At 37.4% G+C, this 14,684-nt stretch carries 13 protein-coding genes; 3 read left to right on the forward strand and 10 right to left on the reverse strand.

Translation table 11 applies throughout. The annotated features are described in order from the left end of the window. Window positions 1-264: 264 nt before the first annotated feature. The 7 genes from FHT21_RS15515 to FHT21_RS15545 form a co-directional block, all read right to left on the reverse strand. A complete protein-coding gene (locus tag FHT21_RS15515) occupies window positions 265-645 on the reverse strand; it encodes a hypothetical protein (RefSeq protein ID WP_167295695.1) in 381 nt (126 codons plus the stop codon). A gap of 1 nt (window position 646) precedes the next feature. After that, entirely contained in the window at window positions 647-1,882 is a 1,236-nt protein-coding gene (locus tag FHT21_RS15520) for an ABC transporter permease (protein WP_167295696.1), read from the reverse strand. Between the two features lie 98 nt (window positions 1,883-1,980). After that, on the reverse strand, window positions 1,981-2,619 hold the full coding sequence (locus tag FHT21_RS15525) for an MBL fold metallo-hydrolase (RefSeq protein WP_167295697.1): 639 nt from the start codon (window positions 2,617-2,619) through the stop codon (window positions 1,981-1,983). A gap of 48 nt (window positions 2,620-2,667) precedes the next feature. Next, a complete protein-coding gene (locus tag FHT21_RS15530) occupies window positions 2,668-3,255 on the reverse strand; it encodes a gliding motility lipoprotein GldD (protein WP_167295698.1) in 588 nt (195 codons plus the stop codon). Window positions 3,256-3,310: 55 nt separating this feature from the next. Continuing rightward, window positions 3,311-4,054 (reverse strand): shikimate dehydrogenase, encoded by a 744-nt coding sequence (locus FHT21_RS15535; protein WP_167295699.1) that lies wholly within the window; start codon window positions 4,052-4,054, stop codon window positions 3,311-3,313. Between the two features lie 83 nt (window positions 4,055-4,137). Next, window positions 4,138-4,905 (reverse strand): phosphosulfolactate synthase, encoded by a 768-nt coding sequence (locus FHT21_RS15540; RefSeq protein WP_167295700.1) that lies wholly within the window; start codon window positions 4,903-4,905, stop codon window positions 4,138-4,140. A 60-nt stretch (window positions 4,906-4,965) separates the two neighbouring features. Further along, on the reverse strand, window positions 4,966-6,369 hold the full coding sequence (locus FHT21_RS15545) for a tetratricopeptide repeat protein (RefSeq protein WP_167295701.1): 1,404 nt from the start codon (window positions 6,367-6,369) through the stop codon (window positions 4,966-4,968). 250 nt (window positions 6,370-6,619) lie between these two features. Between FHT21_RS15545 and FHT21_RS15550 the strand changes: the two genes are divergently transcribed. Further along, entirely contained in the window at window positions 6,620-7,078 is a 459-nt protein-coding gene (locus FHT21_RS15550; RefSeq protein ID WP_167295702.1) for a nuclear transport factor 2 family protein, read from the forward strand. Between the two features lie 136 nt (window positions 7,079-7,214). Here the strand turns inward: FHT21_RS15550 and FHT21_RS15555 are convergent, their stop codons facing one another. Further along, entirely contained in the window at window positions 7,215-9,725 is a 2,511-nt protein-coding gene (locus FHT21_RS15555) for a M1 family metallopeptidase (protein WP_167295703.1), read from the reverse strand. Window positions 9,726-9,833: 108 nt separating this feature from the next. Then, complete coding sequence (locus FHT21_RS15560; protein WP_167295704.1) at window positions 9,834-10,715, reverse strand: TraB/GumN family protein; 882 nt, start codon at window positions 10,713-10,715, stop codon at window positions 9,834-9,836. A 132-nt stretch (window positions 10,716-10,847) separates the two neighbouring features. Here FHT21_RS15560 and FHT21_RS15565 point away from each other — a divergent pair, with 132 nt between their 5' ends. Together FHT21_RS15565 and FHT21_RS15570 are read left to right on the forward strand one after the other, a co-directional pair. Continuing rightward, window positions 10,848-11,960, forward strand: coding sequence for a TlpA disulfide reductase family protein (locus FHT21_RS15565; RefSeq protein WP_167295705.1), 1,113 nt, complete (start codon window positions 10,848-10,850; stop codon window positions 11,958-11,960). Window positions 11,961-12,122: 162 nt separating this feature from the next. After that, window positions 12,123-13,664 (forward strand): aldehyde dehydrogenase family protein, encoded by a 1,542-nt coding sequence (locus FHT21_RS15570; protein WP_167295706.1) that lies wholly within the window; start codon window positions 12,123-12,125, stop codon window positions 13,662-13,664. 95 nt (window positions 13,665-13,759) lie between these two features. On the opposite strand, the gene FHT21_RS15575 is transcribed toward FHT21_RS15570, so the two are convergent. Next, window positions 13,760-14,401, reverse strand: coding sequence for a DUF2807 domain-containing protein (locus tag FHT21_RS15575; RefSeq protein ID WP_167295707.1), 642 nt, complete (start codon window positions 14,399-14,401; stop codon window positions 13,760-13,762). Window positions 14,402-14,684 lie beyond the last annotated feature (283 nt).

Genomic DNA, 14,684 nt, shown 5'->3' on the forward strand with positions numbered 1-14,684 from the left:
AGTTAAATAGTAGCAAAAATGCCCAAAATAGCCCTGATTGAAGTGAAAGCCCGCAAGCGAAGCATGAGCGCGGACTTATAACGGAAAGCAGGACTGCCCTATCCGATTAATACTGCAATTGCGCTCTAAAAAAATGAAAATAATAATCTAAATAAAACAATTAAGTCGTCGAGGCTGACCACGTAGTAGCTACACCGCAATCAGAAACACTATTTCTACTTGTAAAATAAATTCAGCAGCACGATTTCTGTAGTTTTAAATGAATTATTGCGCGCAAGGCCCATCAGGGATTTCTTTGCTGATTTTGATTACTTTGGTTACTACTAGAGTAGAATCGAAGTCGGCAGAAACAGTTGCTGTATCTGATTTAGCAAAATAACCTTCTAATTCTACATATACTGGCTCATAAGGCTTTTCGAAGCCTAGCTTGCTATAAGAGAGTTCTAAGTTTTTTACGCTGTCTGTAACCCAATATTCACGTCCATCTTCGCACAAGGTAAAAGACCTCATTTCTGGGCCAAAACTATACAAACCTTTAACGGTTTTCAGATTACTTTTTTCTCCCTCGGCTTTATCGTTTCTACAAGCTGTAGCGGCCACGCCAAGGAGCACAACGAGTACAATTGCTTGCTTAAATAACTTCATTTTATATAGTTTGATTAATTTGATCTATCTTTTTAACGCTTAAATTGGATGACAAAGCAGATGCCAAAAATGAGAAGATGCCTACTGTAACAAAAACTAAAACAAAATCTTTCCATTTTAGTCCAATTGGATAAGAACTTACCAGTGTTTTGTTTACGTCATCGCCCATCTTAATAAAACCATAGGTGTGCTGAAAATAATAAAATATAAGGCCTATAATTAAGCCCAGTATGCAGCCAGACATAGTGATCATCATGCCCTCAAATAAAAATATACGTTTGATTAATTTCTTGCCTGCACCTAAACTGCTCAGAATGGCAACATCCTTTACCTTATCGATTACTAACATGGTTAACGACCCTATGATATTAAATATAGCAATAATCAGGATAAAAGTAAGAATAATATATACAGCCCATTTTTCGGTATTTAAAATGTGGTAGAGCGATTTATTTTGCTCCGCCTGATTTCTGACTTCATAATTCTTACCAGCCTTTTCGATTACTTCTTTTTGAAAATCGTCTACATCAATACCAGGCTGGAGATTGATCTCTATTGCAGACACTTTTTTATCTTCGCCTAAAAGTTCGCGGGCAAAATTCAATGGCACAATAATACCATTGTCGAAATCTTGCTGCACCTCAAAAACACCGCTTACCCGGATGTTCTTCACTACAAAATCATCAGCCGGATTTAAGGTATTGGCTGCAATATCTTTCTTTGGCGAATAAATTTCCAACTCTGTAAAGGGATCAACAGTATTTACAGCCAGGTAACTTTGTAACGCAGAGCCAATTACGGCATTATCGCCACTTCTGTTGTGCAATATAAAATGGCCTTCTTTAATGGCACTATCTAATTTGGTATTCTTCAAATAGTCTAAACTTACACCTTTAACCATTCCAACGGCCTGCTTATTGTTGTATTTTAGTAAAGCATTTTCTTGGAGCACTTCGGTAAAAGCGGCAACACTTTTATCTTTTCTGAGCTGATTAAAATAACTTGTGTTTGGATCAAAAGTTTTCCCCTTAGCCGGGGTAATGGCAATTTGCGGGGTAATGGTATCGAACATACTCAATACCACTGTTTCTAAACCGTTAAATACCGAAAGGATAATAATCAAAGCAGCGCTGCCAACCATTACACCTACCATTGATATGCCCGATATCAGGTTAATGGCATTGGTTGATTTTTTGGCAAAAAGATACCTTTTGGCAATATAAAGCGATGTATTCACAGCTGCAAAGATAGGTAAAAGGTTGAGGGTTTAAATGTAGTAGAAGGTATAGGTTGTAAACTGCTACATTTAAAAGACCTTATAAACAATATTCAATTTTAAAAAAATGGGTTATGCTGTTTTTCAAAACCTATGCTTGTGGCCGGTCCATGGCCAGGATAAACTTTGGTTTCATCTGGTAAGACAAAAAGTTTATCGGAAATGTTTTGAATTAATTGCTGATGGTTGCCTCCTGGCAGATCGGTACGACCAATGCTGCCATAAAAAAGTACATCACCACCTATTAAAATATGATCGGCCGAGCTGTAAAAACATAAATGTGCAGGCGAATGGCCAGGGGCAAAAATTAAGCTTAAAGTGCTGTTGCCAAAAGAGACTGTTCCTGTTTCGGGCAAAAAAGTATCGGGCAATGGCGAAACATCATAACGGGTAAAACCCATTGATGGCGCATAACCCGGAACTGCATTTAAAATCGGTAATTCACCCTGATGAAACTGTGGTTTTAAGCCATAGGTTTCGTATACAAATTTATTGCCGAAAACATGATCGAGATGACAATGTGTATTGAGCAATAAAAAAGGTTTTAACCCTTCATTTTTAATGAAAGCCGCCAATTCATTTTGCTCAAAACCCTCGTACATCCCCGGATCGATAATGGCACATTCTTTGGTTTCATCGTAAAGTACATAGGTATTTTCGCTGTAAGCGTTAAAAGTGAAGGTTTTTATTGTAATCATAAATTTTAGAAAAAACCTGCTTCCAAGAACAGGATAACAAATAATAAATTAATTTTTCCACCTAAAGGTAGAAATCAAGGTATCGATATCCTTTTTAATAAATTTAACAACGGGTTCAATAGAGTCGTATTGTGGGCGTTCATTAAAATATAAAGCCCCTCTAAAATAATGTTTAGCACTATCGGTTAAAAAAAACTGGACTGATGATGCAGTATTCCCTTCAATGGCGTAATAAATGCCATAAACTTTATGATCGGGGTAATGGATGAGCTTTTGATCAATTGCACTGGCTTTTATTGTATGTTTAAAGGCAAGTTTTCGGGCATCTTCTACCATTTCATCATATTCGCTTTTTCCCGAAACATCATAATAAGTTAAATGCAAAAAGCCATTAAACTGCTTAAAGTGTAAATTGTACCAGCTTTTTTTGGCATCGCGGCTTTGATCTTGCTCTACCGCAGCATAAGCAGGGTATTTGAAGGTAAAGGGAACAGGCTTGGTAAATGTGACATAGTCTTTTTTAGGAAATACAATCCTGAAATAAGCCTTTGGCTTCGGACTATAATCATGGTTCTGGCAAGCTGTTATGAACAAAAGCAATACAAAGGGGATACAGATCAGTTGTTTTAGTTTCATAACATTCTATCAAAGATTGCTTCGTCGTTCCTTCTCGCAATGACGATAAGTTAAATTATTTATTCCAAATTGCCCAGGCTTTTTCTGCTTGTTTGTATAGCATTTCCAAACCGTTTTTAATCGCCGCACCACGCTCGGCAGCTTTAGCTAAAAATGCAGTCTCCAGCGGATTGTACACTAAATCGTAAGCTAAATATCCTTTTCCAAGCAAACTGTAATCAATTTCGGGAAAGGTATCGACACTTGGCGACATTCCCAAGGGCGTAGTATTAATCAATAACTGGTGTGAGGCTAAAATCTCTGGTGTAATTTCCGAGTAAAGAATAGCACCGGGCACAGCTGTTCTTACCACCACCTGATACTGGATCTTTAATTTATCTAAAACATACTTTACTGCTTTCGCCGCACCACCATCGCCAAAAACAAGTGCTTTTGTATGTTGCGGCCCTAACAATGGCTTTAACGATTCTTCAAAGCCGTATGCATCGGTATTGTAGCCTTTTAAATAGTTTTTATCTTCAAAAGTTTTAATGGAAATACAATTTACGGCGCCAATTTTTTCTGCAGCTTCATCTACTTCATTTAAATAGCAAAGCACGTTAACTTTATGCGGAATCGTAACATTAAGCCCACAAAGTGAAGGATTTTCACTTAGCAGATCGGGCAGTGATTTAATATCGGCTATAGGGAAAAGTTCATATTGATGATCGGCTATGCCCTCATTTTGAAATTTTTCTGTGAAATATTTTTTCGAGAAAGAATGAGAAAGTGGGTATCCGATTAAACCGTATGTTTTCATATTTGATATAAATAAGCAAACCTTACAGGTTTTAAAAACCTGTAAGGTTTATTTAATATGCCCCGCAATGACGGATTTTGTCTTTATTTTACTTGGTTCAGGAAATAATCAAAAGTATCTCCGCGTAATCCTAAACGAATAGTTTCCAAAGGAATTACTTCTGCCGGGGCAATATTACCCAGGTTTACATTACTACCGATTAATTTAATAAACCAAACTTGCTGTTCTTTTTGAGGTGCTTCCCAAATAATGGTTTCTTCAGGAATCTGCGTTAATATTTCATCCACCAATCCTTCACGCACTTCTCCGCTTCCACGGTAAATTCCAACATTACCACCTTCTCGTGCTTCGGCAATTACCTTCCACGATCCCGCCTCAATTTCGGCCTGCATTAATTTAATCCACTTATATGGGGCAAATATTTTAGCGGCATCTTTACTGCCTACTTCAGAAATAACGGTTACCTGTTTAGCCAGCTCACTGATAAAACCACATTTTTTATCGTGCTCAATTTCGATAGAACCATCAGAAACTTCTGCATATTCCATTCCATACTGATCTAAAACACGTTGGTAATCTGAAAACTGGTTTCGGATAATAAAGGCTTCAAATAATGTTCCACCAAAATAGGTAGGAATGTCTGCACTTTTATATAAAGCTAATTTTTCTTTAAGGTTTGGTGTTACGTGTGATGTTGCCCAACCTAATTTCACAATATCTGTATGTACGCCGGCAACTTCAATAAAATCTTCAACCTGGCGTAGGCTCAATCCCTTATCCATAACCATTGTTAAGCCTTTTTGGCGTGGTTTAGCTGGACGTTCGGGAACGTTTAATAATGGATAATTCATATGCGTACAAAAGTGAAAAAAATTTTGAGATTTATTTGTTAAATTTTTCTCACAAGGTCGTTACCTTATATATCGGTTTATAACGTTCAAAATGGCACTATTATCCTGCAATTGCGGCAAATATTCAAATAAAATATAGTGTTTATCAGGGTCGGTTGTTAAAGCCGTTTCTAAATATCCCAGTGCATCGCCATAGTTCCCTAAGGCAAAAAGATAAGCCACCATCCGGTAATATAGTTCTGCTGCTTCCGGGTTATTCTTAATTGCTTCTGCCATCGTTTCAGATGCTTCCAGCAATTTCCCCTGTTCGTAAAGCACGGTACTAAAATCTAACCAGGCTTCGATATCCAAAGGATTAAACTCCAATACCTTTTCGTAAGCTTCAATCGATTCGTCAATCTGGCCTAATTTATAATAAGCATCAGCCATGGCAAACCAGAAATCGGCATTCTCAGCTTCTAAATCGATTGCTTTTTTATAAAAATGCAGTGATTCGAAATAACGTTCTTCAAAATTTAGTGTAACACCGATCCCAAACCAGGCATCTGCCATTTTAGGGTCCATTTTTACCGATTTTTTGTAATAAGAACGGGCTTCGTCCATTTTTTCCAGTTTCTCGTAACACTCTCCAATGGCACAATAGGTATCGGCATTAGGCTGTTCGTATTCGAAAGTCTGTTTATAAACATCTATCGCCTCATCGTACTTATCCAGCTGTACGAGCGCATTTCCTTTGTTAAAATAAGCCGAACTAAAATCTTCTTTAATTAGTATCGCGTAATCATAAGCGTCAATCGCTTTTTCGAAAAGGTTCAACTTGTGGAAACTATTGCCCAAATTATACCAGGCCGCATAAGAATACGGATCGGTATCGATGTATTGCTGATAAAACTTGATACTTTCTTCTTGCTTGTCTAATACATCGTAACAGAAAGCCAGCTCATATAAACCATCCTGGTTCTCCATATTTTGCTCTAAACTAAGCTTAATATAGGTAATGGCGCTTTCATAATCGCCCATGCTCTGGTAAACATAAGCCATCTGTAATAAAATCTCATCGGTACTTTCGGCCAACCCCAAAGCTTTTTCATAATTTTCCAAAGCCTCATCAAAACGTTCGGTATTTTGAAAAATATTACCGCGGAGCAAATAAATATCCGGTTCAGACGGTTCTAAAAGCTCAGCCTTTTGCAAAGCAATAAAAGCCTTTTCGTTGTTGTTGGTTAAAATGTAAAGGTGAGCCTGTTTGATTAAAAATACTGTTGCATAAGGGTGTTGACTGATTGCAAAATCAACTACCTGCAAAGCTTTGACCGGATCATTTTTCTCAATGTAGAAATCTACAATGTATTCGAATGCCCCTGCATCGAAGAAATACTGATCCTGGTTCCGGAGCATTTCTTCGTAACGTTCTACCGAGCGTTGTGCATCTTCGTTGGATTCAAAAAAGAATTCTTCTTCCATATATTATACTATTAAAGAACCGTGCCAGTTAGCAGAAAAACACATTATAAGTTTACAAGTTTTAATTATCCGTTTTTAAAATAATTATTAACATCAATCAGCTAAAACAGCGTAAATAGCTGACTATAAAGCGTATTGACTGTGATTAAGATGTGTGGATAATCGATAGATTTTTTGCAACATCGCGGTTCCTTTTCCCTTCTTTTACAAAAATACTATAAATTTATGGTATATACGTAATTAAGAAGTCATGAAAGGATTAGTCATTTTTGCCCTGTTTTTACTATGTTTTATTACAAATGGCTTTGCACAAAGCGATGATGAAAGTGCCATTAAAAAAAACATAGCCAAGCTTTTTACCGGCATGAAAGACGGAGACAGCACTTTAACAAGAAGTGCCTTTGCACCAGCAGCAATAATGCAAACCATCGTCAACAAAGAAGGTAAGGTGAGCATACGAACAGAATCGGTTAACGACTTTATCAAATTTATCGGCACTCCACACCAGGATAAATACGATGAGCGTATTGTTTTTACTAAAATCTTAATCGATGGTCCTTTGGCTTCTGTTTGGACAGACTATAAATTTTATCTGGGCGAAAAATTTAGTCATTGCGGGGTTAATTCCTTTCAGTTGGTAAAAGGAGATAAGGGCTGGCAAATTGTTTATATTATTGATACCAGGAGAAAAGAGGGATGTAATCCTTAAAAGACAAATACCCAGCTTTGGCAGATTGTAAAAAGAACGATCGTCATTCCCATGCAGGTGGGAATCTTAAAGCTCACTGCATTAAGATTCCCAATCAAGTTGGGAATGACGCATCGACACATAACTATGTTAATTATTATTCTTTTCCTAAATCAGCTGCGCCTTTTTTAAACAATTCGGCCTGTTTGCTTAGCTTTGTTTTAGCCTCTCCGCTTACTGCGGCAGCTTGTTGTGTTTTAGTCTGGGCAGCTGCAGTGTAGGCTCCTGAAAGTTGCTTATTTAAATAAGATTGTAATTTTAATCTTTCAATGGCGCCAGCAATGCTCATAATACCTTTTTCGGTAACTACGGGGTTATTGTTGGCTCTCAGGTACTGAAAATACTGCCCAACTACTGCAAAAACTTCATTCTTATCGCCTGTAAGCATAATGTTATCATAAAATGCCTGATACTCATCTTTTGGTTCGTTGATATATAACGTTGCAATAGAAGCTGCTATATGTGCTTTTGTATCTTCATCTAACGATGCTAAAGTTGCGATACTTTCTTGTGGAGCCAATTTGGCCAAACCATCAACACCAGCAGCAATTACCCTGTACGACCTGTCTTTTAAGCTTTCTAACATTAAATTTTTATATGCCTGATCGCCAGTTTCAGCTAATTTCAAAATTGCAGCTGATCTTGCATCGGTATTTTTATCTGTTTTGGCGATCTGAAGTAAAATCGGCAAAGCTGCTGCTTTAATCTGAGTATCGTCTAAATTAATGCCATCTATACTTAAAGTTCTTAAATCTGCCGATTGATCTTTTAAACCTTCTAGCAATACCAATTGGCCGCTTTTGGCTTTACTCTGCATAATAAATTGTAAGGCTTCAATTCTATTGGCATAACTAGGGGCATTTTTATATTGGAAATAATAGTTTTCAGCAGTTTTGTTATCGTTGGTTTCGCCAACTAAAATTTTATCTACATCAAAATCGATTAAATCCGGTTTAGCACTCACCTCAAAACTAAAATTCTGCTCACGACTATTAATCAGAATCTCTTTTCTGATTTTTTGACCTCCCGCGTAAATATCAATTTTGACCGGTAGCGTAAAGGTCTGCACGCTCGAATCCTGTGTCTGCTTAACTTTAATTGTTGCCTTGCCGTTTTCGTAGCCATAATCGATACTTAAAATCGGGTGGCCGCCATTGTAATACCACTGATTAAAATACGGACTCCAATCTTTTCCGGTAACATCTTCCATTGCCAAACGCAATTGGTGCGTTTCGCCATTTTTAAAGGCATTTGTAGTGAGGTAGCGGTTAAGCGACTTATAGAAAGCTGCATCGCCCATCTGGTTTTTTAAGGCATACAGAATAATCGAACCTTTGGCGTAGCTGACATTATCGAACATATCTTCTTTATCGTTGTAATAGAAGCGGGCCAAAACCGGACTTTCGCCTTTTTTAGTTGAGCCTAGGTAAGACTGAAGTTTTTCGTAACGCGATTTATCTTCAGCATCCTTACCCGCATCATGTCCATGCCAGATTACCTCGCCAAAGGTGGCAAAAGATTCGTTCATGGTTAAATTAGACCACGATTCGGCCGTTACATAATCGCCAAACCACTGGTGAAAAAGTTCGTGTGCAATGGTTCCTTCTTCATTTTCGTCCAATAATTCCCGATCGGTTTTTTGTACCTGCTCGCCGTGCAAAGTTGCGGTAGTATTTTCCATTGCCCCCGAAACATAATCTCTGGCTACCACCTGTGCATATTTGTTCCATGGATAATCTACACCTAACAGATTGCTATAAAATTGGATCATATCAGGCGTTTTACCAAAAATCTGTTTGGCGTAAGGCGCGTATTTAGGCTCCAGGTAATAACTCACTTCCTTACCTTTATAAGTATCTTTTGTAATTTTGAATTCTCCCACAGCCATCATAAACAAGTATGGCGAGTGAGGAAGCTCCATTTTCCATGTATCGGTTCTGGTTCCATCTGCATTGGCTTTCTGGCTCACCAATTTTCCGTTAGAGAGTGTTGTATATTTCGATTTTACCGTAATTGAAATCTCTTCAGTAGTTTTCTGATCAGGTTTATCGATAGTGGGAAACCATGCCGACGATGATTCTGTTTCACCCTGTGTCCAGATCTGCGTTGGTTTATTTTTATCCGTCCCATCCGGGTTGATAAAATATAAACCTTTAGCATCGGTTATGGCGGCGCTCCCCTTTACTTTCAGCTCATCAGGTTTAGCAGTATAAGCAATATATACCGTATACTTTTCAGTATTAGTGTACTTTTTATTTAGTGTGATGTACAGTTTATTATTGTTATAAACATATTTAAGCGGGGTATTTCCTTTTACGCCAACCAATGCAACGGTTTTAATATCCATTCCCTGTGCATCAAGTGTTAAAGAGTCTGTAGCATAAAAATGAGGCTTTAAAGTAACCCATTCCTTACCATATAGGTATCGCTTAGCATAATCAAAAGATACATCGAGTTTGGTATGTATCAGATCGTTAACTTTAGTTGCAGTTACACGGTAAATATTTAAGTTGTTCGATTTTTCTACAGGCAGTTCCTGCGCAAAAAGTGGTTTAGCCATAAAGGCCGAAGCCAGCATTATCCCACAGGCAATAATTTTTTTATTCATTTTTTTTATGTTGTTACAGTTGGTTTTACTTTAAACGAGCTATTTGTGCTAAAGTTAAAACGCAAATGTAGTTCCCTTTCGTTTGTTTTTACAAACACATTAAAACATTTAATTGGTTGCTACAGGCTTCAAAATGTAACCTTTAAGTTGCAGTCCTTTTATCAAACCTTCAGTACCTACTAAATGACCCGCTCCGACCGCTATAAACAGCGACTGGTTTTGCATTAAGGCAGGTAATTGATCCAACCATCTTTTATTTCGATTTTTTAACACTTCGGTCATAAACTCTTTGGTTTCCTCATCTTGTATTTTAAAAAAATCGGTTAATTTATCGATGTCCTGGGTGATATAATACGTTTTCAGCTCTTCCATTTTTTGTTTGCTTTTATCTCCCTCCCTAATCGATTTCAGCAATGCTTTCTTTTGTTTTTGCAGATCATTATCGAATAAAAGTGCTCCCTGATACTCGGCTGTTTCTAACCCATACAATGATTTACCATTGTTTTTAGCATATGCCTGGAAACTATTATCAATTCCTTCTCCTGCATCTTTTAATAGATCTGCATTATCAAAAAACACCATCATAAACGACACCATTGCAGGCTTAAAGTTGTTTAGCTCCTTTAATTCAAAATCGGGCTGTTTGGTTTTGAAATGATCTTCTACCTCTTTAAATTCTGCTTTTGTTAATAAACTATCGAGTGTGTTGTTTTTCATCATTAAAAAAGGCGCCATTTTCTTCTGTATGGTACTATCCATTACAATTTCACCCACTACCGCATCGGCCGATTTCAATTTCTCCTGCAAAACCCTCATGGTATCTGCAAATTTAGCCCCTATTAAATGATGCGTGCCAAATAGATAGGAAGGCTTTTTTAGCCCATTACCAGAAATTTCCCATAAAAGAGAGTTCGTTGCCTTCTTGGGTTGTGCGTTAAGGCTGAGTCCGAAGCCTAAAAGGGCAATGAATAATAGTTTAATTTTTTTCATTGAATAGTAGTATTGAGTAAAATTAGGGTAAGATATTAAGAATTATGCTAAAGCTAAGCTTGTGTAGGCACTAGAAAATGTGCTCTCATAAAATATTGTTTTCATAAAGGTAAATCCTTATTTTGGTCTAATATGAAAAATGCGCTATTACTCCTTATTGCAATCTGCATCACCACGCTCGTTTCTGCCCAGCAGTATGTTATTAACGCACAAATTACTGGCTTTGAAAATGGAACTAAGTTTTACTTAAACGATTCGGAGCTTGATACCGACATTGATAGCGCCATAATCAAAAATAATGTTCTAAGTTTCAAAGGCACGCTTAGGAAAACACCTCAATCATTATGGGTAAAAACAACTGTAGCCAAGGAGTTTTACTATTTTACCTTACTAATGGGAAATGAAAAAATTAATGTAAAGGGAGACATTAAGGATTTTCCTTTTGACCTGAAGATAACGGGATCAAAAACACAGGACATGCATAATAAAATGATAGACTTGACTAAAGCAGGTTATAAGCAACGGAATAAATTAGTAGCGGAATATTTTGCACTGACAGGAGATAGCGCGAAATTAAAGGCTAAAGCGATATGGAAGGTGATTGGGAAAATAGATAGTACAGACAGGATTACAAGAATGAATTTTGTAAGGCAGAATTTAAATAGTTTCGAAGCGCTCGATGCTCTTTTCTATCTTAAAAATGACTTTCCAAGAGACACAATACGTAAATTTTACAATTCTCTCCATGCAGATTTTAAGAATACTTTATATGCAAAAAGAATTGATACGTATTTAAAGGTTGGGGAGATTATCGATAAAGGAGATAGTTTCTACAATTTTTATGCTTTCGATAAAGATGCTAAGCAACATTCTTTAGCTGAGTTGTCGGGCAAGTATATATTATTGGATTTTTCAACTACTTTCTGTGGCCCTTGTATTGAATCCATTCCAGAGTTAAAGGAAATCTCTCAAAAGCTCAATGATAATTTATCAGTAGTCTCCTTTTCATGTGATGCAGGGAAGGAAACTTGGTTAAAGGGCTTAAATAGAGATCAACCTCAATGGCTAAGCCTCTGGGATGGGAAAGGATTTTATGGTGAAACGATCATCAAATATGGTGTTTCTGGTTATCCTACTTTTGTACTAATCAATCCACAAGGCAAGATCGTCTCCAAATGGTCAGGCTATGAAAAAGGAGCACTATTTAAGAAAGTTATTGGACAGATCTCTACAAAATCTAATTAATATTCTGTTTTGCACTTAAGCCCCAACTCAATGTGTAAAAGAGAATCACGAATAATTTGATCTTTCTATTAAGTAAGGGTTTCAGCCGATTGTGATAAGATAAGCGGTAAACATACCTACTTTCCTTTATTTTTTTGTTTTTTTGTGTAAATCGTTAGATATATGACTACAGATATTCAATCCATTTTAAACAAACTGGGCATTAATGCAAGCAATGACGCCTATAGTACAGGCAGTTATTGGGGCGGTGAACTTAATCCAAATACATTAGAAAGTTTTTCTCCTGTTGATGGTAAGCTGATTGCTTCGGCAAAGGTTGCAAGTGCTTCTGATTATGATGCTGTTGTACTTAAAGCGCAGGAAGCATTTACAGCGTGGCGTACGGTTCCAGCGCCTAAAAGAGGAGAAATTGTACGCCAGTTTGGTGACGCATTACGCGAAAACAAAGATGCTTTGGGCACCTTAGTTTCTTACGAGATGGGCAAAAGTTTGCAGGAAGGGCTTGGCGAAGTACAAGAAATGATCGATATCTGTGATTTCTCCGTGGGCTTATCGAGGCAGCTTTATGGTTTAACCATGCACAGCGAGCGCCCGAGCCACCGCATGTACGAACAATGGCATCCTTTGGGAATTGTAGGCATTATTTCTGCCTTTAATTTTCCTGTGGCCGTGTGGAGCTGGAATACCGCCCTGGCCTTGGTTTGCGGCAATGTTTGCATCTGGAAGCCATCAGAAAAAACCCCTTTAACCGCCGTTGCGTGCCAACATATTATTGCAAAGGTTTTTAAAGACAACGACATAGCCGAAGGCGTTTGTAACCTTGTTTTAGGCGATAGGGAAGTTGGAGAACTGATGACAAATGATGGAAGGATCCCTTTAATTTCTGCCACCGGCTCTACAAGGATGGGCAAGGCAGTTGGCGCAGCTGTTGGTGCACGGTTAGGGAAAAGCCTGTTGGAGCTAGGCGGCAATAATGCCATTATCATTTCAGAACATGCTGATTTAGATATGAGTTTAATTGGTGCTGTATTTGGTGCTGTTGGTACCGCAGGCCAGCGCTGCACTTCTACCAGAAGATTAATTATACACGAAAGTGTATATGATGCTTTTACCGCTAAACTGGTTAAAGCTTACGGACAGTTGCGCATAGGCGATCCATTAGATCAAAATAACCACGTTGGTCCACTGATTGATACCGATGCAGTTGCAGCTTACCTAGATTCGATTACAAAATGTAAGGCCGAAGGCGGCAATTTCGTGGTAGAAGGAGGCGTTTTATCTGGCGATGCTTATACAAGCGGGTGTTATGTAAAACCATGTATTGCCGAAGTTCAGAATGATTTTAACATTGTTCAGCATGAAACATTTGCGCCTATTTTATATCTGATTAAATACAAAACATTAGAGGAGGCCATTGCCTTGCAAAATGCCGTTCCTCAAGGATTATCATCGGCCATTATGACCTTGAATTTAAGAGAGGCTGAGCAGTTCTTATCCGCTAACGGATCTGACTGTGGCATAGCCAACGTAAATATCGGTACTTCAGGTGCAGAAATTGGTGGTGCTTTTGGTGGTGAGAAAGAAACCGGTGGTGGCCGTGAAAGTGGATCGGATGCCTGGAGAGCTTATATGCGCAGACAAACCAATACCATCAATTATTCGAATACACTGCCTTTAGCACAGGGGATAAAATTTGATTTGTAAACCTGTCCTCGTTTGTAACAAACGATCATCTTTTTAAAATAAAAAAGGCACTAAATTTAAAATTTAGTGCCTTTCTGGTAAAATATATAATGGAGTTAGAATAGTTTTTCTAGTATATCTACTTGTATATCATCGTAGCGGGATTTGTTGTTGTTTGCTAAAAGTGATTTTCCTGTTAATCTGATACTACTTTCTTGAGCGGTAAAACCGTCCATGTTTATTTTCGATGCTACACCCAAAACAGCTTGGTGTGTATCGGTAGTGCCTTCCAATTTTAATGATGCGCCATCTTTAATATTTGTTGATAAATTAACCGTATTGGCTTTAATATCTGCCGATGCCTCATCATTTAAAACAATGCTTAGGTTTAACAGGTTGAAATTTCCGGCAGTGTTTACACTTGCAGTATTTGAAGCTTCGATGGCAGTTAAATTATTTACGTGGGCAATTACGGTTAGGGTATTTTTATCAAAAGAGCTGATCCTAAGTTCTTCGCCCTGCTGTTGCACCAACGCATTTTTGGTATAATACTGATCATAAACCTCAACACTTTCTTTGGCATCCTGAACAAGGATAAGTTTCACATTTCCGGAAACTACAATTTTGCTTATGTTTTTAACTTTTGTTAATGCAGTGTAGCTGGTATTATTTTCTGTTGCGTTTGCTACTACTGTTGTGCTGCTTAAAGTAACCATTACTAATGCTGCTGCGAATAAATTTTTGATAGAAGTTTTCATGATCTTAATATTTTTATGTTTATAAATCTTTATTTTAAATCCCTAATTATTAGGTGGTTTTGTAATTAAGACTATATACTATCAAAAACGTTTCAGCCAATTATGGGCTATTATACCATGGGCTTGTATTTATAGACGAACGCCTAATTAACCTATATGAAAAATGATTTGTTGTAAACCTGAAAGATTAAAATGAATTGACTATTAGGCAATAATGTTAAAAAAGGTTAAAGCATTATACACAACTAACATATTAGTTTTATATTCGGCAAACAAAACAAAA

It is taken from the genome of Pedobacter sp. SG908, from assembly GCF_011759615.1.
Taxonomy (GTDB): Bacteria; Bacteroidota; Bacteroidia; order Sphingobacteriales; family Sphingobacteriaceae; genus Pedobacter; species Pedobacter riviphilus.

Coding starts and splice junctions, on each gene's coding strand:
- FHT21_RS15565 (WP_167295705.1), top strand. CDS start 10,848: ATGAAAAATGCGCTATTACTCCTTATTGCAATCTGCATCACCACGCTC.
- FHT21_RS15560 (WP_167295704.1), bottom strand. CDS start 10,715: ATGAAAAAAATTAAACTATTATTCATTGCCCTTTTAGGCTTCGGACTC.
- FHT21_RS15575 (WP_167295707.1), bottom strand. CDS start 14,401: ATGAAAACTTCTATCAAAAATTTATTCGCAGCAGCATTAGTAATGGTT.
- FHT21_RS15550 (WP_167295702.1), top strand. CDS start 6,620: ATGAAAGGATTAGTCATTTTTGCCCTGTTTTTACTATGTTTTATTACA.
- FHT21_RS15555 (WP_167295703.1), bottom strand. CDS start 9,725: ATGAATAAAAAAATTATTGCCTGTGGGATAATGCTGGCTTCGGCCTTT.
- FHT21_RS15545 (WP_167295701.1), bottom strand. CDS start 6,369: ATGGAAGAAGAATTCTTTTTTGAATCCAACGAAGATGCACAACGCTCG.
- FHT21_RS15540 (WP_167295700.1), bottom strand. CDS start 4,905: ATGAATTATCCATTATTAAACGTTCCCGAACGTCCAGCTAAACCACGC.
- FHT21_RS15570 (WP_167295706.1), top strand. CDS start 12,123: ATGACTACAGATATTCAATCCATTTTAAACAAACTGGGCATTAATGCA.
- FHT21_RS15525 (WP_167295697.1), bottom strand. CDS start 2,619: ATGATTACAATAAAAACCTTCACTTTTAACGCTTACAGCGAAAATACC.
- FHT21_RS15515 (WP_167295695.1), bottom strand. CDS start 645: ATGAAGTTATTTAAGCAAGCAATTGTACTCGTTGTGCTCCTTGGCGTG.
- FHT21_RS15530 (WP_167295698.1), bottom strand. CDS start 3,255: ATGAAACTAAAACAACTGATCTGTATCCCCTTTGTATTGCTTTTGTTC.
- FHT21_RS15535 (WP_167295699.1), bottom strand. CDS start 4,054: ATGAAAACATACGGTTTAATCGGATACCCACTTTCTCATTCTTTCTCG.